This window comes from Actinokineospora sp. HUAS TT18, from assembly GCF_051364635.1.
In the GTDB taxonomy this organism is placed as follows: domain Bacteria; phylum Actinomycetota; class Actinomycetes; order Mycobacteriales; family Pseudonocardiaceae; genus Actinokineospora.
Genome location: NZ_CP195645.1, coordinates 7,245,370 through 7,270,275, shown reverse-complemented (window position 1 = coordinate 7,270,275; position 24,906 = coordinate 7,245,370). Strand labels below are relative to the sequence as shown.

30 protein-coding genes are annotated in these 24,906 nt (G+C 70.4%); 18 read left to right on the top strand and 12 right to left on the bottom strand.

Annotated features, from left to right (window positions below; genetic code table 11):
• The first annotated feature begins 11 nt into the window (after nt 1-11).
• The 4 genes from ACSHT8_RS33990 to ACSHT8_RS33975 all read left to right on the top strand — a co-directional run bounded on the left by ACSHT8_RS33990 (nt 12) and on the right by ACSHT8_RS33975 (nt 3,714).
• A complete protein-coding gene (locus ACSHT8_RS33990; RefSeq protein ID WP_436496065.1) occupies nt 12-1,031 on the top strand; it encodes a TIGR03842 family LLM class F420-dependent oxidoreductase in 1,020 nt (339 codons plus the stop codon).
• A gap of 10 nt (nt 1,032-1,041) precedes the next feature.
• Nucleotides 1,042-2,508: a hypothetical protein gene (locus ACSHT8_RS33985; protein WP_436496063.1), complete on the top strand. Its 1,467-nt coding sequence runs from the start codon at nt 1,042-1,044 to the stop codon at nt 2,506-2,508.
• A gap of 83 nt (nt 2,509-2,591) precedes the next feature.
• A complete protein-coding gene (locus ACSHT8_RS33980) occupies nt 2,592-3,140 on the top strand; it encodes a peptidoglycan-binding domain-containing protein (protein WP_436496061.1) in 549 nt (182 codons plus the stop codon).
• 10 nt (nt 3,141-3,150) lie between these two features.
• Nucleotides 3,151-3,714, top strand: a complete 564-nt coding sequence (locus tag ACSHT8_RS33975) for a hypothetical protein (protein ID WP_436496060.1) — start codon at nt 3,151-3,153, stop codon at nt 3,712-3,714.
• On the opposite strand, the gene ACSHT8_RS33970 is transcribed toward ACSHT8_RS33975, so the two are convergent.
• Nucleotides 3,715-4,584: a PPK2 family polyphosphate kinase gene (locus tag ACSHT8_RS33970; protein WP_436496058.1), complete on the bottom strand. Its 870-nt coding sequence runs from the start codon at nt 4,582-4,584 to the stop codon at nt 3,715-3,717.
• 137 nt (nt 4,585-4,721) lie between these two features.
• Here ACSHT8_RS33970 and rocD point away from each other — a divergent pair, with 137 nt between their 5' ends.
• A complete protein-coding gene (gene rocD, locus ACSHT8_RS33965) occupies nt 4,722-5,960 on the top strand; it encodes an ornithine--oxo-acid transaminase (RefSeq protein ID WP_436496057.1) in 1,239 nt (412 codons plus the stop codon).
• A 79-nt stretch (nt 5,961-6,039) separates the two neighbouring features.
• Here rocD and ACSHT8_RS33960 read toward each other — a convergent pair whose 3' ends face one another.
• Nucleotides 6,040-6,582: a TetR/AcrR family transcriptional regulator gene (locus ACSHT8_RS33960; RefSeq protein ID WP_436496055.1), complete on the bottom strand. Its 543-nt coding sequence runs from the start codon at nt 6,580-6,582 to the stop codon at nt 6,040-6,042.
• A 75-nt stretch (nt 6,583-6,657) separates the two neighbouring features.
• Here ACSHT8_RS33960 and ACSHT8_RS33955 point away from each other — a divergent pair, with 75 nt between their 5' ends.
• Nucleotides 6,658-7,077: an LIC_13387 family protein gene (locus ACSHT8_RS33955; RefSeq protein WP_436496053.1), complete on the top strand. Its 420-nt coding sequence runs from the start codon at nt 6,658-6,660 to the stop codon at nt 7,075-7,077.
• Here ACSHT8_RS33955 and ACSHT8_RS33950 read toward each other — a convergent pair.
• Nucleotides 7,061-8,683, bottom strand: a complete 1,623-nt coding sequence (locus ACSHT8_RS33950; protein WP_436496051.1) for an ATP-binding cassette domain-containing protein — start codon at nt 8,681-8,683, stop codon at nt 7,061-7,063. The two genes, ACSHT8_RS33955 and ACSHT8_RS33950, sit on opposite strands and share 17 nt — an antisense overlap.
• 62 nt (nt 8,684-8,745) lie before the next feature.
• Between ACSHT8_RS33950 and ACSHT8_RS33945 the strand changes: the two genes are divergently transcribed.
• Both ACSHT8_RS33945 and ACSHT8_RS33940 read left to right on the top strand, forming a co-directional pair.
• Entirely contained in the window at nt 8,746-9,420 is a 675-nt protein-coding gene (locus ACSHT8_RS33945) for a phosphatase PAP2 family protein (RefSeq protein ID WP_436496049.1), read from the top strand.
• Between the two features lie 111 nt (nt 9,421-9,531).
• Nucleotides 9,532-9,684, top strand: a complete 153-nt coding sequence (locus ACSHT8_RS33940) for a hypothetical protein (protein ID WP_436496047.1) — start codon at nt 9,532-9,534, stop codon at nt 9,682-9,684.
• On the opposite strand, the gene zapE is transcribed toward ACSHT8_RS33940, so the two are convergent.
• Nucleotides 9,681-10,700 (bottom strand): cell division protein ZapE, encoded by a 1,020-nt coding sequence (gene zapE, locus ACSHT8_RS33935; RefSeq protein WP_436496046.1) that lies wholly within the window; start codon nt 10,698-10,700, stop codon nt 9,681-9,683. The genes ACSHT8_RS33940 and zapE overlap by 4 nt on opposite strands.
• 29 nt (nt 10,701-10,729) lie before the next feature.
• On the opposite strand from zapE, the gene ACSHT8_RS33930 reads away from it, so the two are divergent.
• Both ACSHT8_RS33930 and ACSHT8_RS33925 read left to right on the top strand, forming a co-directional pair.
• Nucleotides 10,730-11,497: a pyrimidine reductase family protein gene (locus ACSHT8_RS33930; RefSeq protein ID WP_436502249.1), complete on the top strand. Its 768-nt coding sequence runs from the start codon at nt 10,730-10,732 to the stop codon at nt 11,495-11,497.
• Nucleotides 11,498-11,524: 27 nt separating this feature from the next.
• Entirely contained in the window at nt 11,525-12,619 is a 1,095-nt protein-coding gene (locus ACSHT8_RS33925) for an ATP-dependent DNA ligase (RefSeq protein WP_436496044.1), read from the top strand.
• Here the strand turns inward: ACSHT8_RS33925 and ACSHT8_RS33920 are convergent.
• Nucleotides 12,616-13,584, bottom strand: coding sequence for a helix-turn-helix transcriptional regulator (locus ACSHT8_RS33920; protein ID WP_436496042.1), 969 nt, complete (start codon nt 13,582-13,584; stop codon nt 12,616-12,618). The two genes, ACSHT8_RS33925 and ACSHT8_RS33920, sit on opposite strands and share 4 nt — an antisense overlap.
• A 139-nt stretch (nt 13,585-13,723) precedes the next feature.
• On the opposite strand from ACSHT8_RS33920, the gene ACSHT8_RS33915 reads away from it, so the two are divergent.
• Together ACSHT8_RS33915 and ACSHT8_RS33910 are read left to right on the top strand one after the other, a co-directional pair.
• Nucleotides 13,724-14,077: a RidA family protein gene (locus ACSHT8_RS33915; RefSeq protein ID WP_436502248.1), complete on the top strand. Its 354-nt coding sequence runs from the start codon at nt 13,724-13,726 to the stop codon at nt 14,075-14,077.
• A gap of 70 nt (nt 14,078-14,147) precedes the next feature.
• Complete coding sequence (locus ACSHT8_RS33910; protein ID WP_436502247.1) at nt 14,148-14,621, top strand: DUF488 family protein, N3 subclade; 474 nt, start codon at nt 14,148-14,150, stop codon at nt 14,619-14,621.
• A gap of 3 nt (nt 14,622-14,624) precedes the next feature.
• On the opposite strand, the gene ACSHT8_RS33905 is transcribed toward ACSHT8_RS33910, so the two are convergent.
• Nucleotides 14,625-15,536: an EamA family transporter gene (locus tag ACSHT8_RS33905; RefSeq protein WP_436496040.1), complete on the bottom strand. Its 912-nt coding sequence runs from the start codon at nt 15,534-15,536 to the stop codon at nt 14,625-14,627.
• 107 nt (nt 15,537-15,643) lie between these two features.
• Between ACSHT8_RS33905 and ACSHT8_RS33900 the strand changes: the two genes are divergently transcribed.
• Entirely contained in the window at nt 15,644-17,152 is a 1,509-nt protein-coding gene (locus tag ACSHT8_RS33900; RefSeq protein ID WP_436496038.1) for an alpha/beta fold hydrolase, read from the top strand.
• On the opposite strand, the gene ACSHT8_RS33895 is transcribed toward ACSHT8_RS33900, so the two are convergent.
• Nucleotides 17,149-17,781 (bottom strand): DUF6319 family protein, encoded by a 633-nt coding sequence (locus ACSHT8_RS33895; protein ID WP_436496036.1) that lies wholly within the window; start codon nt 17,779-17,781, stop codon nt 17,149-17,151. The genes ACSHT8_RS33900 and ACSHT8_RS33895 overlap by 4 nt on opposite strands.
• A 124-nt stretch (nt 17,782-17,905) precedes the next feature.
• Here ACSHT8_RS33895 and ACSHT8_RS33890 point away from each other — a divergent pair, with 124 nt between their 5' ends.
• Complete coding sequence (locus ACSHT8_RS33890; RefSeq protein WP_436496034.1) at nt 17,906-18,106, top strand: hypothetical protein; 201 nt, start codon at nt 17,906-17,908, stop codon at nt 18,104-18,106.
• Nucleotides 18,107-18,111: 5 nt separating this feature from the next.
• On the opposite strand, the gene ACSHT8_RS33885 is transcribed toward ACSHT8_RS33890, so the two are convergent.
• From ACSHT8_RS33885 to ligD, 4 genes are read right to left on the bottom strand one after another with little or no spacing between them, the layout of a single operon-like run.
• Nucleotides 18,112-18,306, bottom strand: coding sequence for a hypothetical protein (locus ACSHT8_RS33885; protein ID WP_436496032.1), 195 nt, complete (start codon nt 18,304-18,306; stop codon nt 18,112-18,114).
• Nucleotides 18,307-18,350: 44 nt separating this feature from the next.
• A complete protein-coding gene (locus tag ACSHT8_RS33880) occupies nt 18,351-18,845 on the bottom strand; it encodes a DinB family protein (RefSeq protein WP_436496030.1) in 495 nt (164 codons plus the stop codon).
• Between the two features lie 30 nt (nt 18,846-18,875).
• Nucleotides 18,876-20,144, bottom strand: coding sequence for a HEAT repeat domain-containing protein (locus ACSHT8_RS33875; RefSeq protein ID WP_436496028.1), 1,269 nt, complete (start codon nt 20,142-20,144; stop codon nt 18,876-18,878).
• A complete protein-coding gene (ligD, locus tag ACSHT8_RS33870) occupies nt 20,144-21,193 on the bottom strand; it encodes a non-homologous end-joining DNA ligase (protein ID WP_436496027.1) in 1,050 nt (349 codons plus the stop codon). The genes ACSHT8_RS33875 and ligD overlap by 1 nt, the downstream gene beginning before the upstream one ends.
• A 96-nt stretch (nt 21,194-21,289) precedes the next feature.
• Between ligD and hisS the strand changes: the two genes are divergently transcribed.
• The 3 genes from hisS to msrB are packed head-to-tail and all read left to right on the top strand — an operon-like array spanning nt 21,290 to nt 23,381.
• Nucleotides 21,290-22,558, top strand: coding sequence for a histidine--tRNA ligase (hisS, locus tag ACSHT8_RS33865; RefSeq protein ID WP_436496025.1), 1,269 nt, complete (start codon nt 21,290-21,292; stop codon nt 22,556-22,558).
• Between the two features lie 24 nt (nt 22,559-22,582).
• Nucleotides 22,583-22,912, top strand: coding sequence for a hypothetical protein (locus ACSHT8_RS33860; protein ID WP_436496024.1), 330 nt, complete (start codon nt 22,583-22,585; stop codon nt 22,910-22,912).
• A 31-nt stretch (nt 22,913-22,943) separates the two neighbouring features.
• Nucleotides 22,944-23,381, top strand: coding sequence for a peptide-methionine (R)-S-oxide reductase MsrB (gene msrB, locus ACSHT8_RS33855; RefSeq protein ID WP_436496022.1), 438 nt, complete (start codon nt 22,944-22,946; stop codon nt 23,379-23,381).
• Nucleotides 23,382-23,419: 38 nt separating this feature from the next.
• On the opposite strand, the gene ACSHT8_RS33850 is transcribed toward msrB, so the two are convergent.
• Nucleotides 23,420-23,665 (bottom strand): hypothetical protein, encoded by a 246-nt coding sequence (locus tag ACSHT8_RS33850; RefSeq protein WP_436496020.1) that lies wholly within the window; start codon nt 23,663-23,665, stop codon nt 23,420-23,422.
• 342 nt (nt 23,666-24,007) lie between these two features.
• Between ACSHT8_RS33850 and ACSHT8_RS33845 the strand changes: the two genes are divergently transcribed.
• Nucleotides 24,008-24,895: a TIGR04222 domain-containing membrane protein gene (locus ACSHT8_RS33845; protein ID WP_436496019.1), complete on the top strand. Its 888-nt coding sequence runs from the start codon at nt 24,008-24,010 to the stop codon at nt 24,893-24,895.
• Nucleotides 24,896-24,906: the final 11 nt, after the last annotated feature.

Sequence of the window (24,906 nt, the reverse complement as noted above, 5' to 3'; positions counted from 1 at the left end):
GGAGGCCGGACATGGATTTCGGAGTGGTACTGCAGACCGACCCGCCCGCGCGCGAGGTGGTCAGGCTGATGGCGGACGCCGAGCGGCGCGGGTTCAGCCACGGCTGGACGTTCGACTCCTGCGTGCTGTGGCAGGAGCCGTTCGTGATCTACTCGCAGATCCTGGCGGCCACGTCGTCGCTGGTGGTCGGCCCGATGGTGACCAACCCGAGCACGCGGGACTGGTCGGTCACCGCCTCGCTGTTCGCCACGCTCAACGACATGTTCGGCAACCGGACCGTGTGCGGTATCGGCCGCGGCGACTCCGCGCGCCGGGTCATCGGCCAGAAACCCGCCACCCTCGACGTCCTGCGCGACGCGATGCACGTCATCCGGGAACTCGCCGAGGGCCGCGAGGTCGAACACCACGGCGCGCCCGTGCGCATCCCGTGGGTGCGCGACGGTCGGCTGGAGATGTGGATGGCGGCCTACGGTCCGAAGGCGCTGAAGCTCGTCGGTGAACACGCCGACGGCTTCATCCTGCAGACCGCCGACCCGGCCATCGCCAAGTGGACCATCGACGCCGTCCGCGACGCCGCGAAGGCCGCGGGCCGCGACCCGGGCGGCATCACCGTCTGCGTCGCCGCCCCGGCCTACGTCGGCGACGACCTGGCCCACCAGCGCGACCAGCTGCGCTGGTTCGGCGGCATGGTCGGCAACCACGTCGCCGACCTGGTGGCCCGCTACGGCGAGTCCGGCCCGGTGCCACACGAGCTGACCGACTACATCCGCGGTCGACAGGGCTACGACTACAGCCACCACGGCAAGGCCGGGAACCCGTCGACCGACTTCGTGCCCGACGAGATCGTCGACCGGTTCTGCCTGCTCGGACCCGCGTCGGCCCATGTGGACCGGCTGGCCGAGCTCACCGAGCTGGGCGTCGACCAGTTCGCGCTGTACCTGATGCACGACCAGCGGGAGCAGACCCTGGCCGCCTACGGGGACGAGGTGATTCCGAATACCCAGGCGCGGAGGCCCGCGGGCGTGATTTAGGGTCCCGCGCATGGAGAGAGCTTTGGTCGACGGCGTGCCGGTGCTGTGGGCGGAAGGCCCGGCGCCACTGACCGCCACGCTGGTGTTCGGGTGCGGCGCGCGGGACGAGACGTTCCGGACGATCGGGGTTACCCACCTCATCGAGCACCTGGCGATGAGCGTGCTGCCGCGGGTGCACTACGAGCACAACGCGTCGGTGGAGTCGGAGACCACGGAGTTCTACGCCACGGGCAAGCCCGAGCAGATCGTGTCGTTCCTCGACACGATCTGCCGGGCGTTCGGCGCGCTGCCGCTGGACCGCATCGCCAAGGAGGCCGGTGTGCTGGCCGCGGAGGGCGGCGCCACCACCCACCCGACCTCGGGCGCGCTCATGACTCGCCGGTTCGGCCTGCGCTCCCACGGGCTGGCTCCGTGGGACGGCCCCGGCTACGACCGGCTGACCGAGGACATCGTCACCGAGTACGCGGCCCGGTTCTTCACCGCGGGCAACGCCGTCCTCACGCTCACCGGCCCGCCGCCGGAGGGCCTGCGACTGCCGCTGCCCGCGGGCGGGCGCCCGGTGCGCGAGGTCGTCGAGCCACTGTCCGCCGACGGGCCGTACTGGTCCGACGAGCTGGTGCCGAGCGCGGGACTGTCGATGCTGGGCCGAATCGGCTCGACCGCCGACACGATCGGGCTGTCCGTGTTGGAGGAACGTCTCCTGCAGACCGCGCGGCGCGAGCAGGGCATCAGCTACGAGGTCTCCGGCGACCAGGCCGACATCGACGCCGACCGCGCCGAGCGCTATGTCATCCTCGACGCCAGGGAGGGCCAGGAGGCCGAGGCGGCGACCGTGCTGTGGAACACCGCCAAGGAACTGGCCCTGCACGGCCCGACCGAGGAGGAACTGGCCCACGAGCGCGAGTCGTTCGCCGAGTTCATGGCCGACCCGAGGTCGGTCAGCGCGGCTCTCGACCACAGTGCCCGCAGTGAGCTGTTCGGTCTGCGCCACCGCACACTCGAGACCCTGCGCGACGAGATCGCCGCCACCACCGCGGCCGACGTCACCGCGGCGATGGCCGCCGCCCTCCGGGTCGCGCTGCTGGTGGTGCCGCAGGAAGTCAAGGTCGACCTGACCGACCTCGACGGCAAGCCCGTGCCATTCGGCGGCTGCCCGCGCACCCGCGAGGTCCCGGAGGGCCGGGTGTTCAAGCCGGGCATGCTCGCGCGCGCTGTCAACAAGGAGGCGCGGAAAGCGCGACTGGTGCTGACCGACGACGGCATCGCCTTCCTCGACGGCGAAGGCGAAGTCCACTTCAGCCGGTTCACCGACGTCGTCGGCGTCGAGCACCAGGGGGAGTCCCGGGTGGTGTTCACCAAGGGCGCCTGCGTGATCCCGGTCGACCCGGAGCTGTTCTCCGGTGTCGGCCCCGCCGTCCAGGCGGTCGACGCGAAGGTTCCCGCCCACCTGCGCTACCCGGCGAGCGACCTCGCCTGATACCCGAAGGGGCGGCCGGCCATTCCCTGACGGCCGCCCCCGCGGCGATGACCCGGCACGGGGACGGACAGCAGGGTTAGGGCATGACCGACATGCCGCCGCTGTCCGCCGGTGAGGAACTCGCGCCCGGCGTCGAGAACGATCATGTGCTGGCGCTGCAGCAGCGCCTGGCCGAGTACGGGTACTTCACCGACAGCGTCGACGGCGTCTTCGGGGAGTCCACAGAGGCCGCCGTGCGCGAGTTCCAGCGCAACTACGGGCTGACCGAGGACGGCGTCGTCGGCACCGAGATGTGGGACGCGCTCAGCCGCGAGACCGAGAGCTACGCCGAACCCGAGGCCGAGGCCGAGGCCGAGCAGTCCGCCACCCACGAGGTCGGCGCGCTGTCGGAGGACGGCAGCTGGATGTGGGACGGCGAGCAGTGGGTGCCCGCCCAGTCCGGCCAGGATTCCGACGACGTCGGCACGCCCGCCGAAGGCACCCTCTCCGAGGACGGCGCCTGGCGCTGGGACGGGCAGGAATGGCAGCCCAACGACCAGGCCGAGTCCGAGTCGGAAGGTGAGCTGACCCCCGAGCAGTTCCAGGAAGTCATCGCCCAGTCAATGACCGTGCACGCCTCTGGCATGGCATAAGGAGCCCACGATGGATGGAGCACTGGACACCGCCAAGGGCGCGCTCGAGGTGGTCAACAAAGGCATCGAGACGATCAAGCTGATCATGCGCCCCCGCCAGGAGCTGACGGTCGTGGAGGGCGGCTTCGCCAAGTGCCTGCCCGACGGCATATCCGACAGCAACCTCGACTCCGGCGACGACTGCCAACTCGTGGCGGTCACCTCCGAGTACGCGGGCGAGTCCCAGAAGGCCATCCTGGGTGACACCCTGGGCGGCTTCCTCGGCGCGGCGTGGAAGTGGGAGCTGGTCTTCAGCTGGAAGTACAACGTCCGCGACAACGGCAAAGGCGCCTACATCCTCGACGCCTCCGCCGACGTGCGCACCGAACTGGCCTCCGACCAGATCGCCTGGGAATGGAAGATCACCTTCCCCGGCAAGGGCCGCTGGTTCGACCGCGACGACGCGATCGTCGAGCTGCCCTTCAAGGTCAACGTGAAATGCACGCATTCGGTGATCTACGACAAGCTGTGGTTCCAGTCCGTCTACCGGGGCTGGATGCGCGGCAACGGCGAGTTCCTCTGCCAGGGCCAGTGATCAGCCGAGCGGATCGTTCTTCTTGAGGCGCTTGAGTTCGGCGTCGAGGTCGAAGTCGATCGACGGCAATTGGGGGTCGAGATCGCGCAGGGTCTCCAACAGGATCCGCGCGATCGCCCAGTTGCGGTACCACTTGCGGTCGGCGGGGACGACGTACCAGGGCGCGACCGCCGTCGAGCAGCGCCCGAGCGCCGCGGCGTACGCCTGCTCGTACTGACTCCACTTGGCGCGGGCGATCAGGTCGTCCGGGTTGTACTTCCACCGTTTGGCCGGATCCTCCAACCGCGCGAGCAGCCGCGCCTTCTGCTCCTCGGCCGAGATGTGAAGGAAGCACTTGACGACGGCGACGCCCTGCTCGACCAGTTCGGACTCGAAGTCGTTGATCTGCTGGTAGCGGGCCTCCCAGACGGGCGGCTCCACGAGGTTCTCCACGCGCACGACCAGCACGTCCTCGTAGTGCGACCGGTCGAACACGCCGACCAGCCCCGGACCGGGCACCTGCTTGCGGATCCGCCACAGGAAGTCGTGGCGCCGCTCGGCGGGCGTCGGCTTCTTGAACGAGGCGACCCGGACACCCTGCGGGTTCATCAGGCCGAACACGTGCTCGATGGTGCCGCCCTTGCCCGAGGTGTCCATCCCCTGCAGGACCAGCAGCACCCGCCGGTCACCGCCGCCGAAGGTGCCTTCGGCCCACAGTGCCTCTTGCAGCGCGGCCAGCTCCGCGCCGGCCTCCGCGAGCTCCTCGGTGGCCTTGGCCTTGGATGTCGGGCCGATTGGCGTGTCACCCGGCTTGAGCAGGACAGACTCGCTGCCCGGGGTTACCCTCAGCGCGTCTCGGACGGATGCGGCCGCGGCCTGCTTCTTACCCATTCGAACAGCCTAAACCGCCGGAGCATCTTCTGCTGGCGCAACAAACCACCGAAATTTATGCGGATGGCGCAACAAATACGCGTGGGAAGCAACACTCGCCGGATGAATCCGACGTCATGCCCCCTTAGCCTGGGGTCATGACCGCGACTGCCCCCTCCACCACCGCAGCCGAGCCGCGTTCGGCGGCCGACTTCATCGCCCTCGACGAGCGCTGGAGCACGCACAACTACCACCCGCTGCCCGTGGTGATCGCCGAGGCCGAGGGGGCCTGGGTGACCGATGTGCAGGGCCGCCGCTACCTCGACTTCCTCGCGGGCTACTCGGCGCTGAACTTCGGCCACCGCCACCCCGCGCTGATCGCCGCGGCCACCGAGCAGCTGGGCAAGCTGACCCTCACCAGCCGCGCGTTCCACCACGACCAGCTCGGCCTGTTCTGCCGCGAGCTCGCCGAGCTGACCGGCACCGACCTCGTGCTGCCGATGAACTCCGGCGCCGAGGCCGTCGAGTCGGCGCTGAAGGTCGCACGCAAGTGGGCCTACCAGATCAAGGGCGTCCCGGAGAACACCGCTGAGATCATCGTCGCGGGCTCCAACTTCCACGGCCGCACCACCACGATCATCTCGTTCTCGACGGACTCGGTGGCCCGCAACGACTTCGGCCCCTTCACCCCGGGTTTCACGGTCGTGAAGTACGGCGACGCCCAGGCGCTCGAAGCGGCCATCACCGACCGCACCGCCGCCATCCTGGTCGAACCCATCCAGGGCGAAGCGGGTGTCCTCGCCCCGCCGTCGGGCTACCTGCGCGAGGTCCGGGCGCTCTGCGACCAGCACAACGTCCTCTTCATCGCCGACGAGATCCAGTCCGGCCTCGCCCGCACCGGCACCCTGTTCGCCCTGGACCACGAGGGCGTCCGCGCCGACCTCTACACCCTCGGCAAAGCCCTCGGCGGCGGCATCCTCCCGGTCTCAGCGGTGGTCGGCCGCGGCGACGTCCTGGGCGTCCTCAAGCCTGGCGAACACGGCTCCACCTTCGGCGGCAACCCTCTGGCCTGCGCCGTCGGCCGCGCCGTGGTGAAACTCCTGCGGACCGGCGAATTCCAGGAACGCTCCACCACCCTCGGCGCCTACCTGCACACCCGCCTCGGCGAACTCGTCGGCCGCGGCGTCGCGGAGGTCCGCGGCCGGGGCCTGTGGGCGGGCGTCGAGATCGCCCCCGGCGGCCCCACCGGCCGCACCGCCTCCCAGGCCCTGATGGACCGCGGCGTCCTGTGCAAGGAAACCCACGACACCACCCTGCGCGTCGCACCCCCGCTGGTCATCACCGAAGCGGAGATCGACATGGGCGTCGACGCCATCGCGGAGATCGTGACCCATTAGGACAACCGTCCGGCCGGGCAGCGAGGGCTCCCGGCCGGACGGCTTCCAAGAGCTGGCGAACGAACAATCACCGGCCTGATCACCGCGGCAAAACAAGCGCCGCCACTGACGTCAGCCTGACCCGAAGCTGATCCACATCGACCGGCACCTCCCCGCGTATGAGTTCGTCGACAACAAGCCCGTCGACGAGCGCCACCAGCAGCCCACCGCGCTCCGCGTCCCCCGCGAACGCAGTCGCCAACGCGTGAAACCCAGCGGCGAGCTCCGCACGGGTCGACTCGACCAGCCGCGTGCTCTGCGGGTCCAACATCAGCAGAAAACGCGCCCGACTGCGGACCCGCGCCGATCCGAGCCAGATCGCCAACACCGCGGTGGCCGCCTCGACCACAACCGACGGCTCAAGATCCCGACCCGCCAGCATCTGGTCGATGTCCGCCCGGTCAAGCGCCGCGATGCGATCAAGTACCGCCGCGATCAGCGCCCGCCGCGTCGAGAAGTGGTAGCTGCACGTGCCCGACGGCAGCCCGGCCCGCGTATCAACCGCCCGGTGCGTCAGCCCCCGCAGCCCCTCCTCCCCGACAACATCGATCGCCGCGTCCGCCAACAAGGTCTTGCGATCCAAGTCACCTTCACCCACGCCCCGCACACTACAGATGTAGCGTCCACTACGTCTGTAGCAACCATTGAGGGGGACCACATGCATCCACTTCTGTACCGCGTCGGCGCCTGGTGCTGGATCATCACCGGCGTAGGCCACCTCACCGGCGAAGTCCTGCTCCGCCTGTCGAACCCCACCGACGCCGACGCCGCGTTGCGCGGCCACTTCTTCGAGCTGATGGGAACCCGGCGCAGCCTGATGGACATGATGACCGGCTTCGGCATCGCGATGGGCGTGGCGATCCTGCTCGTGGGCGTGCTCTTCCTGCTGATCGCCCGCCTCACAGCGGACTCCCCCGGCCGGGCGCGACCGGCCGGACTGATGGGCCTCGCGGCGTCGGTCGGTCTGCTCGCGCTCGCCATCGCGGTGCTGCCGCCACCGCCCATCGCGACGTTCACGGTGGCGAGCCTGGCGTTCGCCGCCGCACTGATCGTCAAGCCCGCTACCGCGCGCGCTTGACCCGCGTCTCGTCCCACACGGGCGCGGGGGTCTCCACGACCTCCCCGTCCGACCGGAACACCAGGAACCGGTTGAACGACCGCGCGAACCACCGGTCGTGTGTCACCGCGACGACCGTGCCCTCGAACGCCTCCAAGGCGTCCTGCAACGCCTCGGCCGAGTGCAGGTCCAGGTTGTCCGTCGGCTCATCGAGTAGCAGCAACGTCGCCCCGCCCAGTTCCAGCAGCAGGATCTGGAACCGCGCCTGTTGCCCGCCGGACAGCGTCTCGAAGCGCTGCTCGGCCGCCGCCGCCAGCCCGTAGCGGCTCAGCACCGAGGCGGCGGACCCGCGATCCAACCCGGACCGGTCGCCGTCGCCATGCCAGAGGATGTCGACGAGCGTGCGCCCGATCCACTCGGGATGGTCATGGGTCTGCGCGAACAGCCCCGGAACAACCCGCGCGCCAAGCCGACACACGCCCGAATGCCGCACACTGTCCACATCAGACAACAATCGGAGGAAGTGGCTCTTACCCGAACCGTTCGACCCCAACACCGCCAGCCGGTCGGCGAAGAACACCTCGACGTCGAACGCCTTCATCAGCCCCGTCAGCTCCAGCGACTCGCACGTGATCGCCCGGATCCCGGTCCGGCCGCCGACGAGCCGCGGCTTCACCTTCTGCGGCCGCGGCGGCACCGGCGGCGGACCTGCCTCCTCGAACTTGCGGAGGCGGGTCTGCGCCGCCCGGTACCGGCTCGCCATGCCGTCGTTGACGATCGCGGCGCGGTGCATCAGGCGGACCAGTTCCTTGAGCTTCTCGTGCTCCTCGTCCCAGCGGCGCTGGAGTTCGGCGACCTTCTCCCAGCGCGCCTCGCGCGCGTCGTGCCACGACGCGAAGCCCGCCGGATGCGTCCACGAGGTCCCCGCCTCGACGGTCACCACGTGCGTGGCGACCTGGTTCAGCAGCTCGCGGTCGTGGCTGACCAGCAGCACCGCCTTGGGCGTCTCCGCCAACTGCTGCTCCAGCCACCGCTTGCCGGGCACGTCGAGGTAGTTGTCTGGTTCGTCGAGCAGCAGGACCTGTTCCCGGCCGCGCAGCAGCGCCTCCAGGACCAGCCGTTTCTGCTCGCCGCCCGACAGCGTCCGCACCTCGCGGAAGCGCGCCTTCTCATAGCCGACACCGAGCGCCGCGACGGTCACGGTGTCCCAGAGGACCTCCGCGGTGTACCCGCCCGCCTCGTCGTAGTCGGCCAGCGCGGTCGCGTAGCGCAGCTGGGTCGGCTCGTCGTCGGTCTCCATCATCGCCAGCTCGGCGTCGTCGACGGCCAGCGCCGCGGCGCGCAACGGGGCGGGGGCGACGGCCAGCAGCAGGTCGCGCACCGACCGGTCGTCGCGCACCGAGCCGACGAACTGCGGCATCACCGCGAGGCCGCCCTGCACCGAAACCCCTCCGTCCGGTGAGGTCAGCTCGCCGCTGAGCAGCCGCAGCAGGGTGCTCTTGCCCGCCCCGTTCTCCCCGACGACCGCCACCACCTGCCCCGCGCCGACCCGCAGACCGGCGTCGCGGAACAGCACCCGGCCGTCAGGCAGGGTGTAGGAGAGTCCGGCGGCGTCGAGGTGTCCCATGTCGCAGATGGTGACCCAACGGCACTGGCGGAAGCGAACGGTTTGTCGGGCATAGTGGCCGGGTGGTCCTCGAACGCCGCCTGCTGCTGCCCCCGCACCTGCTCCGCCCGGCGCTGGCGCTGATCGTGCCGTGCCTGATCATCGTCGGCGCGCTGGGCGCGGAGGTCGCGGGCAACACCGACGCGGGCCCGGTCGACCAGGCCGCGTTCGAGGTGTTCTGGCTGCGCCGCGACATCGTCACGCCGCTGACGGTCAGCACGAACCCGGCGGCCATGATCGGCCTGATCACGCTGATCGTGTCCATCGCGCTGTGGCACCGGCGTCCCCGGATCGCGCTGCTGGCGGTCCTCGGCCCGGTCGTCGCCGCGGGCCTCAACACGTGGGCGCTCAAGCCCTTCTTCGACCGGACGCACGACGGCTACCTCGCCTACCCGAGCGGCCACACGACGACCTTGGTCTCGATCCTCGCGGTGATCACCCTGGTCGTGGCGGGAAACGCCGCGCCCGCCCTGCGGTGGAAGGCCACCCTTGGCGTCGCCGCGACGGCCTTGACGCTGGTCGGCGTCGGCGCCTGGGCCATCATCGGCGCCCGCTACCACTACCTGTCGGACACACTTGGGTCACTGTTCTGGGGCGTCGCCGTGGTGATCATCGTCGCCGCGGCGATCGACGCGGTCGCCAAGCCTGTGGGCGATCCACTGTTGGTGCGGCCGAACAGCGGAAACACCGGACGGTAGTCAATTCACCCGGGTAGGTCACCTGATGTAGCGATGGGACCACCCTGTGGCGTCACAGAGCTCGGGGCGTACGGTGCGTGTGCGCGAGGGGAAGCTGACGAGAGGATGCTGGTGACCGACACACCCATCTACGACCAGGTCCGCCGGGAACTGCGCGAGCGCCCCGAGCCCAGCAGGCCCAGCCGATCGGCCGAGACGACCACCGGTGTGTCGGTATGGGCCCTGATCGACAAATCCCAGCGCGGCGGAAACCACCGCCGCTAGCTCGCAGTCGCCGCGTCCCGGGACAGGGCGACCAGCCTGCTGACTGCCCTCAAGTACTTCTTTCGGTAGCCGCCGCGCAGCATCTCGTCGGTGAAAAGCTCCGATACCGGTGCGCCGGACACGACGACCGGGATCGCCCTGTCATAGAGGCGGTCGGCGAACGAGACCACCCGCAAAGCAACATCCTGATACTCCAGCGCGTGCACATCCCGCAGATGCACCGCACTGACCCCATCCACCAACTTGCCGTACCGCGACGGATGCAGCGCGGCCAGGTGATCACAGAGCGCGTCGAAGTCGTCCAGCGTCGATCCCGCCAACCCAGCCGCCCGGGCCGACAGGTCCACATCGGACAGTGGAGCGGGCGCGTCAGGCAACCCGCGGTGCCGGTAGTCCGGCCCATCCACCCGAACCACCGAGAACCGAGAAGACAGCGCCTGGATCTCCCGCAGGAAGTCGTCAGCGGCGAACCGCCCCTCCCCCAGCTTGTCCGGCAGCGTGTTCGACGTCGCCGCCACGTGCACCCCGGCGTCGGTCAACTGCGCCAACAGCCGCGTGACCAACATCGTGTCGCCCGGGTCGTCGAGTTCGAACTCGTCAATAGCCAGCAGCCGATGACCGCTGAGCCGCTCGACCGCCTGCGTGAACCCCAGCGCCCCCACCAGATGCGTCAGCTCGACGAACGTCCCATACGCCTTCGGCCCCGGAACGGCGTGCCAGATCGACGCCAACAAGTGCGTCTTGCCGACGCCGAACCCGCCATCCAGGTACAGCCCCGGCTTGCCTGCCTCGGCCTTCCCGCCGAACATCCGCTGGAACAGCGACCGCTCCTGCCGCGCCCCCACCCGCGAGGCGAACGCCGCGCACTCGCGCACCGCGGCCGCCTGGCTCGGTTCAGCCGGGTTCGGGATGTAGGTGTCGAACCGGACGCCGCCGAAGCGGGGCGGCGGGGCCATGGTGGCGATCAACTCCTCCGCGCCGATCTCGGGGGCGCGGTCGAGCAGGCTGGCTGGCATGACGGGCAGCGTAGTGTGTCGCGGTGCGGATGTTGTGGCCCGTGGATCGGGTTTCCCCAGGTCAGACCGACAGTGTGGTGGACGACACCGAACTGGAGGCCCTCTACGCCTACCCGGAAACCCTCGACCGGGCGTGGACGCAGGTCAACTTCGTCAGCAGCGCGGACGGCGCGGTCGCCGTCGACGGCAAGTCGGCTGGGCTGTCGAGTCCGGCGGACAAGCGGATCTTCGCCCTCGGCCGCGACCTGGCCGACGTGGTCCTCGTCGGCTGGGGCACCGCCCGCGACGAGGGCTATCGGGGCGTCAAGCGCACGGAGGTCCGGACACGTCGCCGGACCGCGCTGGGGCTCAGCGAGGTGCCGCCGATCGCGGTGGTCACCGGGCGCTGTTCCATCGGGCCCGACTCGACCCTGCTGACCGACACGCTCGTCCCGCCGATCATCGTCACCACCGAGTCGGCGCCGGCGGAAAGGCGGACCAAGCTGACGGACGCGGGCGCGGACGTCATCGTGGCCGGTGACGGCCGGGTCGACATGGCCGCCGCCCTACGAGCGCTGTCCGACCGCGGACTGAGGCGGGTGTGCTGCGAAGGTGGCCCGACCCTGTTCGGCGAGCTGATCGCCGAAGACCTCGTCGACCAGCTCTGCCTGACCGTCGCGCCGCTGCTGGCCGGTGGCCGAGAAGGCCGGATCGCGGTCGGCACCCCGCCTGCCGCGCCCGCCAGGATGGAGCTCGCCTCGGTGCTGACCGACGACGGCTTCCTCATGCTGCGCTACCGCAGGGACGGCGCGGCGTAGCGGCGGGGAACGCGGTGAGCGGGCAGGATGGGATTCGTGGCCCTACCGCTGACCCCGCCGGTCCAACCGATGCTCGCCAAGGCCGTGAAGTCCATCCCGGACGACGCGAGCCTGGTGTTCGAGCCCAAATGGGACGGCTTCCGCTGCCTGGTGTTCCGCGACGGCGACGAGGTGACCCTGCAGTCACGCTCGGGCAAGCCGCTCAACCGCTACTTCCCCGAAGCCGAGATCGCCCTGCGCGCGGCCCTGCCCGAGCGGGTCGTGGTCGACGGGGAACTCGTCGTCGACATCGACGGCAGGCTCGACTTCGACAAACTGGCCGAGCGCATCCACCCCGCCGCGAGCCGGGTGAAGATGCTGTCGGAGACCACGCCGTCGCGCTTCATCGCCTTCGACGTGCTCGCCCTCGGCGACGACCTGCTGCTCGACACCCCGGGCGTCGACCGGCGGCGCAGGCTCGAAGACCTGCTGACGGTGACCGACTCCGTGCACCTGACCCCGGCCACGACCAGCTCCGACCTGGCACGCCAGTGGTTCGAGATCTTCGAGGGCGCCGGGCTCGACGGCGTCATGGGCAAACCCGCCGACGGGCCGTACACGCCGAACAAGCGCACGATGCTGAAGTTCAAGCACTCGCGCACCGCGGACTGCGTCGTCGCGGGCCTGCGCTGGTACAAGGACACCGAGCCGGGCGAGGCGGTCGGCTCGCTCATGCTCGGCCTCTACGACAACACCGGCGGTCTCAACCACGTCGGCGTCGTCGGCTCATTCCCCGCCGCGCGGCGCCGCGAACTGGCCGTCGAGCTGGCCGACCTGATGCGCGACGGCGCCGCGGGCCACCCATGGGCGACGTGGCACGAGGCGGAGATGACGCGCAAGCCCGGGTCGGTCAGCCGGTGGCGCACGACCGAGCAGCCGTGGGTGCCGCTGCGGCTGGAGCGGGTGGTCGAGGTCGCCTACGAGCACACCGAGGGCGGCTACCCGAGCCGCTTCCGGCACACCGCCCAGTTCCAGCGCTGGCGCCCGGACCGCGAGCCGTCGTCGTGCACCTACGAACAGCTCGAAGAACCCGCCCGCTACGACCTGGCCTCCGTGTTGCGCGGCGAGGTGCGCGCCCGCTAGGGCGATTCGTAGCGTTTGGCGACCGCGACAGCGCTGGCGCGCAGGGCGTCCCGCAACCACTGGGGCGCCACGGCTTCCGCGTCCGTGGCGAGTTGCCACAGGGCCCATTCGGCGTGCCTTGAGTCCTGGAAGGTCACTTCAAGCCGCAGTTTGTCCGCGTCGGCTTCTTCGTGGAGGACGGCCAGCGCGGTTGCGACGAGTTCCTCGCGGCGCGCGGGGTTCACGCGCACCAGCACGGTGACCTGGTCGCCGCCGGTGCGGAACCGCGTGCCGCGTTCCTGCCAGGCCCGGTCCAGATCGACCCGGTCGGGCCGCTGCGCGGGTTCGGCGAGTTCCTCGGCGGCCAGGATCCGGGACAGCCGGTAGGTGCGGTCGGCGCCGGACCTCGTCGCGAGCAGATAACCCTGTTCGCGCACGGTGACCAGGCCGATCGGGTCCACCGTGCGCCACTTCGGGGCTTGATCGACCGCCGCGTAGTGGATGCGCAGCTTGTGCCCGGCGAACACCGCGCGCCGCACCTCGGCCGCCACCGGATTCGGCACCTCGTCGGCGTCGAGCCGCCGCGACAGCAGGTCTGTCTGCGGGTCGATGAGCAGTCGCTCGGCCACGCCCGCCGCGGTGTCCCGGTAGCTGTCGGGAAGCGCGTCGACCACTTTGAGCATCGCCGACGCGAGCGCGGAGCCGAGGCCGAACGCCTGCGCGCCCCGGCGCGACCCGGCGACCAGCAGGGCGAGCGCCTCGTCGTGGTTCAGGCCGGTGAGCTCGGTCTGGAAACCGGGCAGCAGCGCGAAACCACCGCGCCTGCCGCGTTCGGCGTAGACCGGGACACCCGCGGCGGACAGCGCCTCGATGTCGCGCAGCACGGTGCGGGTGGACACCTCCAGCTCGCGGGCGAGCGCCGTCGCGGACAGGCGACCGCGCTGGCGCAGCAGAAGCACAAGCGAGACCAACCGGTCGGCGCGCACAGTCGAACTTTATCGGAATACACGACACAGGATGTCGTGATTTGCCGGGAGGCTTGTGGAGGTACAGACCCTTGAATCGAATGGACCTGATGTGGCGACGGAACGAACCGCGGTCAACCCGGTGACCTGGTCGGTGGCGATGGGATTCAACCAAGGCGAGATCGTCTCCGGGCACACCCGCACCCTCTACTGCTCCGGCCAGACCGCGATGAACAGCGACGGCGAACCCCAGCACGACGGCGACATGGCGGCGCAGTTGGCGCTGAGCCTCGACAACCTGGAGGCCGTGCTCGCCGAGGCGGACATGTCACTGGCGAACCTCGTCCGCCTCAACGTCTACACCACCGACGTCGACCTGCTCTTCCAGCACTACGGCGAACTGGCGTCGCGGCTGGGCGCCGCCAAGGTGGCCCCGACCACCACAATGCTCGGCGTGACCCGACTGGCGATCCCGGGCCAACTGATCGAACTCGAAGGAACCGCCGTCGCGTGATGCCATCTACTCGTGCCGGTGAATCCGGCACGAGTAGCAGGCAGGAAGTAGGTGATTCGCGGTGCGCGGAATGGTGACGATCGGCGTCTACGGTTTCAGCGTCGAGGCGTTCCTGCGGCGGTTGCGGAACGCCGAGGTCCGGGTGCTGCTCGACGTGCGCCAACGCCGCGGTGTCCGCGGACCCGAGTACGCGTGGGCCAACTCGGTCCGGCTACAGGCGGCCCTCGCCCAAGCCCAAATCGCCTACGAACACCACCCTGAACTCGCTCCAACCACCGAGCTGCGCCAACTCCAGTACGCCGAGGACGGCCGCCTAGGGGTCGGCAAGCGCTCCCGCCTGGAGCTCGCCGCCGAGTACACCAGCCGCTACACCGCCGAGATCCTCGACCGCGCCGACCTCGCGTCGATCGTGTCGGCGTTGCCGGGCAGCGGGACCGCGGCGCTGTTCTGTGTCGAGCGCGACCCGGAGGCGTGCCACCGTTCACTGATCGCCCAGCGATTGGCCCAGCGACACAACGTGACGATCGAGCACCTGCGCCCGTGACGGTTAGACGTCGGGTCGTGCGGTGCGGGTGGCGCCCGCCGAGGCCGCCACGACGCAGCAGATGGCGATCCACTGCAGCGGGGTCAGCGCCTCGCTGAGCACCAGGAGGCCCGCGACGGCGGCGACGGCGGGTTCCATGCTCATCAGGACGCCGAACACGCGCGGTGGGATCTTGCGCAGCGCCTCCAGCTCCAGCGAGTACGGGATCACCGACGACATCAGCGCGACGCCGAGGCCGACGACCAGCACCATCGGCGACAGCAGCTGCGACCCGGCGTCGGCGATGCCGAAGGGGGCCGCGACGAGTCCCGCGCACGCCATGGCCAGTGCCAGGCCGGAGCCGTCGCTCGAACGGCTGCCCAGTGCGCTGGTCAGCAGGATGTAGGCCGCCCAGCAGACGCCCGCGCCCAAGGCGAACAGCAGGCCGACGACGTCCGCGCCGCCGGTCGTCTGCGCGAGCAGGACCACGCCGCCGCCCGCGAGCAGCGCCCACACCGCGTCGAGCAGCCTGCGGGAGCCGAGGAGCGCGACGGCGAGCGGGCCGAGGAACTCGACGGTCACCGCGATGCCCAGCGGGATGCGCTCCAGCGACAGGTAGAACAGCACGTTCATGGTCGCGAGCACGACGCCGTAGCCGAGGATGATCGGCAGGTCGCGCTTCGCGGGCAGGGATGGGCGCCAGATCAGCAGCAACACGGCGGCGGCGAACACCAGCCGCAGCGTGACCACACCGGACGCCCCGGCCACCGAGAACAGCTGCTTGGCGAACGCTGCGCCGACCTGGACGCTGATGATCCCCAGCAGCACCTGCGCCGTCGGCGGGATGGCTCCGACGAGCCGCGGCGTCCCGGCCACCGCCGACGCGATCCACGCCAGCGGCGAACGTCCTGCTCTCTCCACGTGCGCGACGACCACAGCCCTACTCCCTTCGCCCGAATTCATCCTACGTCTGCCGTTCACGGCGGTCTCACCTGGTGGCCGGCACTCTGGCGGACAGTGGGCGGCAGGGGAGGAACGAAGGCGTGAGACGGCTGTGGTGGCTGCTGCCGCTGGCCCTGCTCGCCTCCTGCGCGGCGGGCCCGTCGGCCCGGCCCGCGATCGTGGTCAACGACGGCGAACAGCCGGGGCAGACCACCCCCGCCACCGGACCCCGCCCGCTCCCCCCGCTCAGCGAGCCCAAGAACTCGCTCATGCGCTGGGCGCCGTGCGGCGACGAGATCACCGACCGGCTCGCCAAGCTGACCCCGCCCGCGGAACTGCGGATCGACTGCGGCCGGGTCAGCGGCGTCCTCGACTCCCCGTACGCGCCGGGCCGCGGCACGATGCGCATGCAGGTGCTCCGGGTCGGCACCGGGCCGGTCCCGCTCCTGGTGGTCAACGACATCGACGGCCTGCCCGGCACGCTGTACGCCGTGCGGCTCGCGATGAGCCTGCCGCCGGAGTTCCTCACCCACTACTCGCTCGTCGGCATCGACCGCCGCGGCACCGGCAACTCCGACGCGGTGCGGTGCGTGCCGGAAGAGGTCCGGGCGAAGCTCGTCGACCTCGACCCGCGGTCGGGCGACATCGAGCCGGTGGTCGACCTGGCCAGGACCGCGGGCCAGCAGTGCACGCTCACGCTGGAGTCGCGGCTGCCCGCGCTCGACACCTGGCGCACGGCCGCCGACCTGGAGTCCGCGCGGGTCGCGCTCGGCATGGCCCATCTCCACGCGATCGGCCACGGCGAGGGCTCCCGGGTGCTGTCGGTGTTCGCCGAGCGCTACCCGGACAAGGTCGGCCGGTTCGTCCTCGACGGCCTGCCCGACCCGAACGAGGACCCGGTCGTGGCGATGGTCGGCGTCGCCGAGGGCGCGGACGCGGCGTTCAGCGCGTTCGCCGAGGACTGCGCCCGCCGCGCGTGCGAGCTGGGCTCGGGCGCCCGGCAGGCGCTGACCGAAGTGCTTGCCTCCAACGAGTTCCCGCTCGCCCCCGGCGTCGTCCTGCGCGGTGTGTTCGCGGCCCTGCACGACCGCCAGTCCTGGCCCGCGTTGTCCAAGGCGATCGCCGATGCACGCAGCGGCAACCCCGACGGCCTTTCCGCGTTCGCCGACCCGGTGATCCAGGAGTCCGACGCGCTGCCCGCCACGTACGACGGCACACTCGTGACCAGGTGCAACGACACCCGCGGCAGGCTGTCGACCGCGCAGCTGGCGGCCACGGCGAAGGACTGGAACACCCGCTACCCGGTGTTCGGCGGCCTGATCGCGCAGTGGCTGGCGGTATGCAGCCCGTGGCCGGTCGCATCACACCCGGTGACCCAGCCGCAGGCGCCCGCCGCGCCGCCGATGGTCGTGCTGTCGACCGCGACCGACGCCGTTACGCCGCATTCGGGCACGGAACGGGCGGCCCAGCAGCTCACGTCGGCCGTGCTGGTGTCGTGGCAGGGCGCGGGCCACGGCGCCCTCGGGACTTCGGCGTGCGCGACCGCAGCCGCCAACGCGTTCTTCACCGAAGGCACGGTGCCCCGCGACGGCACCGTCTGCCCGCCCTAACCCAGCTCACGCAACGCGCGCTGCGCGGCCTCCAACTCAGCCTTGAGCTGCTCGACCCTGGCTGTCTGGCGCGTCTTGGCCGCTTCCAGCGCCGTCCCGATCGCCTCGCCGACCTCCGCGGGCAGCGAGCGCGACGCCTTCGCCACGTCGCCCGCCGACACCGGCAGCCACCGCACCGTGCGCTTCTTGCCGACCAGGACGTCGACGGTCCACTCGCCTTCCATGGTCGAGTGCAGGGTCACCGTCACCTCGGTGGGCTTGCGGACCGGTTCCCTCCGCCGAGGCTTCGGCGCCTCGGGACCGGGCTCCAGGCCCATGACGACCTCGACCTCGGGCTCGGGTTCTGGTTCCGGTTTCGGCACCGGCTTGGCCGCGGGCTTCGGCTTCGGCGCGGGCTTGACCAGCGTCAACTCCGCGGGCGAGAACGAGAGCTCGTCGCGGGAGCCGGTCGGCTTGACCTGGATGAAGTCGCCCTCCGCGGGCTCGGTGAACCCGATGACCTTGGCCGACTGCCCCGCCGTGACCCCGACGGCGGCCGCGGTGAACCACACCGTCACCGCCTTGCCCGCGCCCAGGTCCGCACCGATCCGCGCGACGTCCTCGGCGGACAGCGCCACCACCCTCGCCATTCACGACCTCCCCTTGATTGAACCCGGGGCGTAGTGTGCCCGCAGGGTCTGACAACCCACCCAGGCGACACCCGAACGGACGTCAGCGGATGCCGCTTGGCCGCGACGGATCTAGGTTGCCGAGATGACTGTGCGGTACCTCTGGTGGCGCAGCTGTTATGACGGTGAGCTGCACGCGTTCCCGGTCGCCCCGGGCGCCCGCCTGGCCCACCAGCACTACCGCGCGTCCTGCACCCACGCCGCCCCACCGGACCTGGCCACCCACGACCCCGACGTGCCCCGCTGCTCGCTGTGCGTGCTCATCATCGGCGACGAGTCCACATAGGACTTTCAGTGTTCGCGCAACCGGTACTCGCAGCCGTATTCGACGGCGTAGTGCAGGTCGTAGTGGTGCACGATCTTGGGCCCCCCGTGCAGATGCACGTGGGTGACCGTCGACTTCGGGTTCTCCGGCGACGCGTCGAGCGTGTCGACCCGACCGTCGAGGGGACCGCCGACGTAGCGCACAAGGTATGAACCCGGCATGGCGGTCTCCTTTCGGTCCCCTATCAGTGTAATCCGCGAAATCGTCACCGGCGATGGTCTCCGGTGGCCCCGTCGATCAGTTCCCGCAAGATGTCGATGTGACCCGCGTGCCTTGCGGTTTCCTCCACCATGTGGATGAGCACCCACCGCATCGACACGGTATCGCCCGCCCACGACGTTCCGAGGGTGTCGAGGTCGCTCTCCGCGATCACCTGGTCGGCCGCTTTCCGCGCCCGCCCATAGAACGCCAGGATGTCGGCCGTCGTCTCCCCCGGCGCGATCCGGCTGTCCTCTTCGGTCGCGGGATCGAACCAGAACGGTTCAACCGGCTTGCCGAACGTCTCGCAGAACCATCCGTATTCCACGCTCGCGAGATGCTTGACAAGCCCGAGCAGACACGTTCCCGACGGCGTCATGATCCGCCGCACCTGCTCGTCGTCGAGCCCTTCGAGCTTCCACACCACAACATCACGATGCCGGTCGAGCGCGACCTGCAGACATTCCTTCTCAGCGCCGGTCCTGGGCACAATCGTCACCATGCCGCCGACCGTAACCGGCCCCACCGACTTTCACCGCCCGATGTGGAACCGCAGCACCTCCGCGCGGTGATAGTCCGCACGCTCGAGAGCCTCGACGATCCGCTGGGCGCGGACCGCATCCGGCACCGAGTACGTCGTGGCGGCCCGTTGAGCCACCCAGATGTCGATGTCGTGCCGCGCGCGGGCCCGCAACTGGTCATCGTCCAGCAGCACGACGGCCGCTTCCAGCCACGCCCAGACGTCCCCGGCCAACAGCAGCCGATAGCCACCCGCGCGCACGTGCGGCGGCCGATCCAGGGCGATGAGGGCAAGCAGGTGATCGGAGTCGACCGGCTGCCCGCGCAACGCGGCGCAGACCTGCCGGACCACCGACGGCGCCGGGTCCTCCAACAGCGGCACAAGGACGGCAGGCGCCGTGTCGCCGAGGCGTCGCAATGCGCGGACCGCTTGTGCCCGCACGCGCGGGGCGGGATCACGCAGCAGCGTACGCAGGGGCTGGATGTCCTGCTGAGCGCCAGTTTCGCCGATGCCCGCGACGACAGTCGGACTCGGGGCAAGCCTGCGATAGAGCGGTGCCGGATCCTGCCCTCCGCGGCGCAGGACCACCTGCGCGGTCGCCCGCACAACAGGGCTTTTGTCGGTCAACGCGGCTTCGGCGAGGCGCACGTCGGCCAGCAGCAGCAGCGCGTCGGCTCGGGCACCTGCGGGTCCGCTCGTCACCAACTCCCGTGCGCCGCCGAGGCGGATCGCGGCCTCCGCGCAGACGCGGCGGACAACGGTGTCGCCCGCGGTCCGGGCGGTCGCGAGCAGTTGGGGCAGGGTGAGCAGGCCCGCCTCCACCGCGAGCCGGTGCGCCACCCGGCGGACGTTCCGATCCGGGCTGGTCAGCGCGGTCACCGAGCCGGCGCGGATCAGCGAATCCAGCACCCCGACGAGCCAGCTCCCGCCGTCGCGGTCCCGAATCGCGTACGCGACCGGCGCCAACACGACGAAAGCGCGGACCGGGGATTCGTCGATCACCCGCAGGCACTCCACCCGCGCCCGGGCCCGGACCTGCGGGACCCAGTCCGCCGCCCGCAGGGCGAGAAGTGGCGTCCCGGCGATCCGGCCGACCGCCGCCTCGCGAACAAACCCGTCCCGATCGCAACCGGCGAACAGGGCTTCAAGTGCGGCAGGCACGCGCTCGTCGGGGCCTGCCCGCCACCGTGGGCGCACGGCCTGGTCGAAGTCGATCCACGCCTTCGGTTCCAGCCCTGTCAACGCCTCCGCGGCCGCGATGACCTTGGCCTCCGCAAGCATCAGGCGTCGTCGCGGGCCTTGGAGGGTTGGACGCGCTTGGGTTCGCCCTCCATTTTCGGGTACTCCGGCGGGTAGGGCATGTCGCCCAGGTCGTGATCGCGTTGGTCGCGTTCGACCATTTCGAGCAGCGGTTCCAGCGAATAGGCCTCGGTCGCCACCCCGGCGTGCAGGTCGCCGACTCGGGCGAATCGTTCCGGCATCGTCAGGACCGAGAAGTCCTCCGGGTGGACGTGGCCGACCTCGTCCCAGCTCAGCGGCGCCGAGACCAGGGCCCGCTGGGTCGGCCGGATCGAGTACGCCGATGCGATCGTGCGGTCGCGGGCCATCTGGTTGTAGTCGATGAAGATGCGGCGGCCGCGTTCTTCCTTCCACCACTTGACCGTGACCTGGTCCGGCATCCGCCGTTCCATCTCGCGTCCCAGGGCGATGAGGGCGCGCCGGGCCTCGACGAACGTCCAGCGCGGCTCGATCGGCACGTAGAGGTGCAGCCCGCGGCCACCGGACGTCTTCGGGAACGCCGCCAGCCCCAGCGACTCCAGCAGCGCGCGCACCTCGAAGGCGACCTCGGCCGCGTCGGTGAAGTCGGTGCCCGGCTGCGGGTCGAGGTCGATGCGCAGCTGGTCCGGGCGGTCGACGTCCGCTCGACGCACCGGCCACGGGTGGAATGTCAGAGTCCCCAGATTGGCCGCCCACGCGACCACCGCCAGCTCCGTCGGGCACACCTCGTCGGCGGGCCTGCCGCTGGGGAAGGTGATCCTTGCCGTCTCGACGTAGTCGGGGGCGCCCTTGGGGATGCGTTTCTGATAGAACGCGTCGCCCCGGTTGTCGGCCCGGGTGGACAGTTTGGCGCCCTCGAAGACGCCGCCCGGCCAGCGTTCCAGGGTCGTCGGGCGGTCGCGCAACGCGCCCAGGATTCCGTCGCCGACCGACAGGAAGTACTCGACGATCTGGCGCTTCGTCAGCCCCAGTTCGGCGAAGTACACCTTGTCCGGATTGGACACACGAACGGCCCGCTCGCCGACCTTGATCTCCACGGCCTCTGTCGCCACGACCACAGCCTACGGCGAAGGACAACGCGAGCGCGCGACTTCGACCGGTCCCGGTACCGTACTGCTGGTCAGCGACCGCTCGACCTGAGGAAACCGGTGAAGATCGACAACAGCCCCGCGAGGGGCACCCGTGACCTGCTGCCCGCGACCGTCGCCGTGCGCGACCACGTCCTGGCCCAGATCACCGAGGTCTACCACCGGTTCGGCTACCAGCGCATCGAGACGCCCGCGCTGGAGAACATCGAGCGGCTCACCGGCGGCCAGGGCGGCGAGAACGAGAAGCTGATCTACCGCGTGCTGCGCCGCGGCCTCGACGAGACCGTGAGCGCCGAGACCACGCTGGGTGAGCTGGTCGACCTGGGTCTGCGCTACGACCTGACCGTGCCGCTGACCCGCTTCTACGGCAACAACCAGGCCACGCTCCCCCAGCCGTTCCGCTCGTTCCAGTTCGGGCCGGTCTGGCGCGCCGAGCGCCCGCAGAAGGGCCGCTACCGGCAGTTCTACCAGTGCGACATCGACATGCTGGGCGAAGAGAGCGTGCTCGCCGAGGTCGAGCTGATCGAGGCCACCACCGAGGCGCTGGCCGCGGTCGGGCTCGACGGCACGACGGTCCGGGTCTCCGACCGCCGCTTCCTGTCCGCCCTCGCCGCGGGCGCCGGGCTGCCCGAGGAGGAGTGGACCGGCCTGTTCATCACCCTCGACAAGCTGGACAAGGTCGGCTGGGACGGCGTGCGCGCCGAACTGGCGGGCCGGGGGCTCGACGGCGACCGCGTCGACCAGCTCCAGGCGAGCATCACCAGCCTCCAGGGCATCGACTCCGCCAAGCTCGGCGACCAACTCGCCGCGTCCGTGCCCGGCTTGGCCGACGAGGTCATCGCCGACCTCTCCGCCACCGCCGACGCACTGCGCGCGCTCGGCGAGACCCGGCCCATCAGCTGGGAGTTCGACCCGACGCTGGTGCGCGGCATGGGCTACTACACCGGCCAGATCTTCGAGATCGTGCACCCGGACTCGTCCGGCTCGGTCGCGGGCGGCGGACGCTACGACAAGCTCATCGGCCGGTCCCTGGGCCGCGACGTGCCCGCGTGCGGCTTCTCCATCGGCTTCGAGCGCATCGTCGACCTGCTCGGCGGCAAGGCCCCCGGCGAGCGCGTCGCGGTGCTCTATGAGGCCGACGTGCCGCTGCCCGCGGTCACCGGCGCGGCGCGCACGCTGCGTGGCGAGGGTCGCACCGTGTCGCCGATCCGCAGGCGCGGGAAGTTCGGCGCGCAGCTCGGGCGGCTGGAGGAGTGGGGTTTCACCTCGTTCGTCCACCTCAAGGCCGACTCCACCGACCTCGACGAACGCGGGCTGGGCGACAGGTAGAGCCGATCAGGCTACCGTGGAGGCATGGTCGCGACCGGTTCCTTCGGCATGCCCGATGATGACCCGCGCCCGCCGCCCCCACCGGGGCGTTTCGCCGACGACCTGGCGGGCCTCGACCCGAACGATCCCGAGGCCAGAGCGTTCGCCGAACACCTCGACCGGGTCGAGCGGGTGCGGCCGGGCTTCACCGTCGAGGGCTACATCGGCGGCGTCGGCGACTTCGCCGACGCGGCCAACCGGCTCGGCGGGCACCGCAGGCTCACCGCGGGCATCCTCGTGGCACTGATCCTGCTCGGTGTCGTGATCGCCGTGTGGGACACGCTGGTGTTCATCTTCACCACATTGTTCGCCTGAGCCCCGAAACCCAGTCAGGAGCGATTCCGTCGTGAAACCCGTCGTCGGTGCCACCCCGCGGGTGGTCAAGTCCGAGCAGGAATGGCGCGCGCAACTCGACCCGCGCGAGTTCGCCGTACTGCGGCAGGCCGGGACCGAACCCGCGTTCACCGGCGAGTACACCGACACCAAGACCGTCGGGGTCTACCAGTGCCGGGCATGCGGCGCGGAGCTGTTCCGCAGCGACACCAAGTTCGAGTCGCACTGCGGCTGGCCGTCGTTCTTCTCGCCACTGGCGGGCGAGAGCGTCATCCTGCGCGAGGACCGCGAGTTCGGCATGGTGCGCACCGAGGTCATCTGCGCGAGCTGCCACAGCCACCTCGGCCACGTCTTCGAGGGCGAGGGCTACCCGACGCCCACCGACCAGCGCTACTGCATCAACTCGATCTCGCTGAGGCTGGTCCCGGACGAAGGTCCGGCAGCACCCTGAATCTGACCTAATTCCCGCTCAAACCCCCGTGTGCCAGGTCACACCGGCCGGATCATCGCCGGTATCAGGGCGACCGACACGGGGGGTGGGGCGATGAACGTGACATGGGGTCTGTCGGGACCCGAGTTCCTGGGGATGTACGCGATCGGGCTTGTCGTGGCCGCATTGGCCGCGGCGGCGGCGCGGATCACGGTGCGCGCGGGATCAGCGGAGTCAAGGTCGGCGGGCGCGGCGATCCCCGGCCGCGGACGTATCGCGGCGAACGCGTCTTCGGGCAGGCGCACAAGGAGCCCAGCACCGCCAAGCGGCTCGGGGCGGCGGCCGTCGCGCGGACGGTGGCCGTCTACGGGCTGCCCGGGTACCCGGACAGCGACGTGAGCGCGGCCCTGCTGGCAGGAGAGAACACCGACGCCACACTCGGCGGGTACGCGGGCGGGGAGGGCGACGGCGGGTGTGCGGCTGCGGCGGGGGCGGCTGTGCGCGCAGCTGAAGGCAGGATCAAGTCCAGCTCAAGAAGCCTAAATCTCCCACACGGCTTGCCTAAATCTAGGTCAAGCCTGCTTGTGCGCGGGCTCACATTCACAGAACCATCTGCCTTGTCAGGGTGACTGACGTAGGGGGTGGCAATGAACGAGCCGTGGGGCCTCTCGGGGCCGGAGTTTCTGAGGATCTACCTGGTCGGTCTCTTCTTCGCCCTGTTGTTCGCGTTGGCGGTACGGATCATCGTCCGTACGGGGAACGCCGAGACGCGGCCGACAGGCGGGACGATCCGACCGAGCCAGCTCACGGTTTCCGAGTTGGCATACCTGGCGGGCGGCGCACGGCGCGTCGTGGAGACGGCCGTCGCCAGGTTGATCGACCAGGGCAGGATCCGGCCCAGCCGGAAGGGAACGGTTCGCGTGGTCGAGGGGTCCACGCCGACCGATCCGCTCGACCGGGCCGTTCTGTCGGATGTCACGCGGTACGGGGACCGCACGATTGGTCTGCTCGTCGACAAGGTCAGCCAGGATGACGCCGTCCGCGGCGTCGGGGATTCCCTGGCACGCAAGGGGTTGCTTGTCGGCGAGGCGGCGGCGCGGGCACGATGGGGTGCCCTCCCGCTCGTCGTCCTCTTCGTGATCGGTGCGGCGAGGTGGATCAACGGGATATCCGACGGACGGCCCGTCGGCTGGCTGTCGCTGGCGCTGCTGGCGACAGGTCTGGCGACTGTCCTGGTGTACCGCAAGACGGTGCCCATGCGGACCTACTCGGGGGAGCGGGTCCTGCGCGAGGCGACGCCGCGCGGACGGAGGGTGCCCAGTGAGGAGGCCGTTCTCGCAGGGGCGGCCGGGGTGGTCGGGGTGGTCGCGCTCAGCGGATTGGGCGCCCACCCGGATGAGGAAATCAACACCGCGCTGGCGTCCAGCCGCAACTCGGGCAGCTACGACGGGGGTTCTTCGAGCGGGGGTTCGGGGAGCGGTTGTAGCAGCGGCGGGGGTGGCGGCGGCTGTGGTGGCGGTGGTTGCGGGGGATGAGACAGTGAGGG

Excerpts from the sequence above, each read along its gene's own strand:
- ACSHT8_RS33990 (WP_436496065.1), top strand. The coding sequence starts at position 12 with ATGGATTTCGGAGTGGTACTGCAGACCGACCCGCCCGCGCGCGAGGTG.
- ACSHT8_RS33985 (WP_436496063.1), top strand. The coding sequence starts at position 1,042 with ATGGAGAGAGCTTTGGTCGACGGCGTGCCGGTGCTGTGGGCGGAAGGC.
- ACSHT8_RS33980 (WP_436496061.1), top strand. The coding sequence starts at position 2,592 with ATGACCGACATGCCGCCGCTGTCCGCCGGTGAGGAACTCGCGCCCGGC.
- ACSHT8_RS33975 (WP_436496060.1), top strand. The coding sequence starts at position 3,151 with ATGGATGGAGCACTGGACACCGCCAAGGGCGCGCTCGAGGTGGTCAAC.
- ACSHT8_RS33970 (WP_436496058.1), bottom strand. The coding sequence starts at position 4,584 with ATGGGTAAGAAGCAGGCCGCGGCCGCATCCGTCCGAGACGCGCTGAGG.
- rocD (WP_436496057.1), top strand. The coding sequence starts at position 4,722 with ATGACCGCGACTGCCCCCTCCACCACCGCAGCCGAGCCGCGTTCGGCG.
- ACSHT8_RS33955 (WP_436496053.1), top strand. The coding sequence starts at position 6,658 with ATGCATCCACTTCTGTACCGCGTCGGCGCCTGGTGCTGGATCATCACC.
- ACSHT8_RS33950 (WP_436496051.1), bottom strand. The coding sequence starts at position 8,683 with ATGGGACACCTCGACGCCGCCGGACTCTCCTACACCCTGCCTGACGGC.
- zapE (WP_436496046.1), bottom strand. The coding sequence starts at position 10,700 with ATGCCAGCCAGCCTGCTCGACCGCGCCCCCGAGATCGGCGCGGAGGAG.
- ACSHT8_RS33930 (WP_436502249.1), top strand. The coding sequence starts at position 10,730 with ATGTTGTGGCCCGTGGATCGGGTTTCCCCAGGTCAGACCGACAGTGTG.
- ACSHT8_RS33925 (WP_436496044.1), top strand. The coding sequence starts at position 11,525 with ATGGGATTCGTGGCCCTACCGCTGACCCCGCCGGTCCAACCGATGCTC.
- ACSHT8_RS33915 (WP_436502248.1), top strand. The coding sequence starts at position 13,724 with ATGGGATTCAACCAAGGCGAGATCGTCTCCGGGCACACCCGCACCCTC.
- ACSHT8_RS33910 (WP_436502247.1), top strand. The coding sequence starts at position 14,148 with ATGGTGACGATCGGCGTCTACGGTTTCAGCGTCGAGGCGTTCCTGCGG.
- ACSHT8_RS33895 (WP_436496036.1), bottom strand. The coding sequence starts at position 17,781 with ATGGCGAGGGTGGTGGCGCTGTCCGCCGAGGACGTCGCGCGGATCGGT.
- ACSHT8_RS33890 (WP_436496034.1), top strand. The coding sequence starts at position 17,906 with ATGACTGTGCGGTACCTCTGGTGGCGCAGCTGTTATGACGGTGAGCTG.
- ACSHT8_RS33885 (WP_436496032.1), bottom strand. The coding sequence starts at position 18,306 with ATGCCGGGTTCATACCTTGTGCGCTACGTCGGCGGTCCCCTCGACGGT.
- ACSHT8_RS33880 (WP_436496030.1), bottom strand. The coding sequence starts at position 18,845 with ATGGTGACGATTGTGCCCAGGACCGGCGCTGAGAAGGAATGTCTGCAG.
- ACSHT8_RS33875 (WP_436496028.1), bottom strand. The coding sequence starts at position 20,144 with ATGCTTGCGGAGGCCAAGGTCATCGCGGCCGCGGAGGCGTTGACAGGG.
- ACSHT8_RS33860 (WP_436496024.1), top strand. The coding sequence starts at position 22,583 with ATGGTCGCGACCGGTTCCTTCGGCATGCCCGATGATGACCCGCGCCCG.
- ACSHT8_RS33845 (WP_436496019.1), top strand. The coding sequence starts at position 24,008 with ATGAACGAGCCGTGGGGCCTCTCGGGGCCGGAGTTTCTGAGGATCTAC.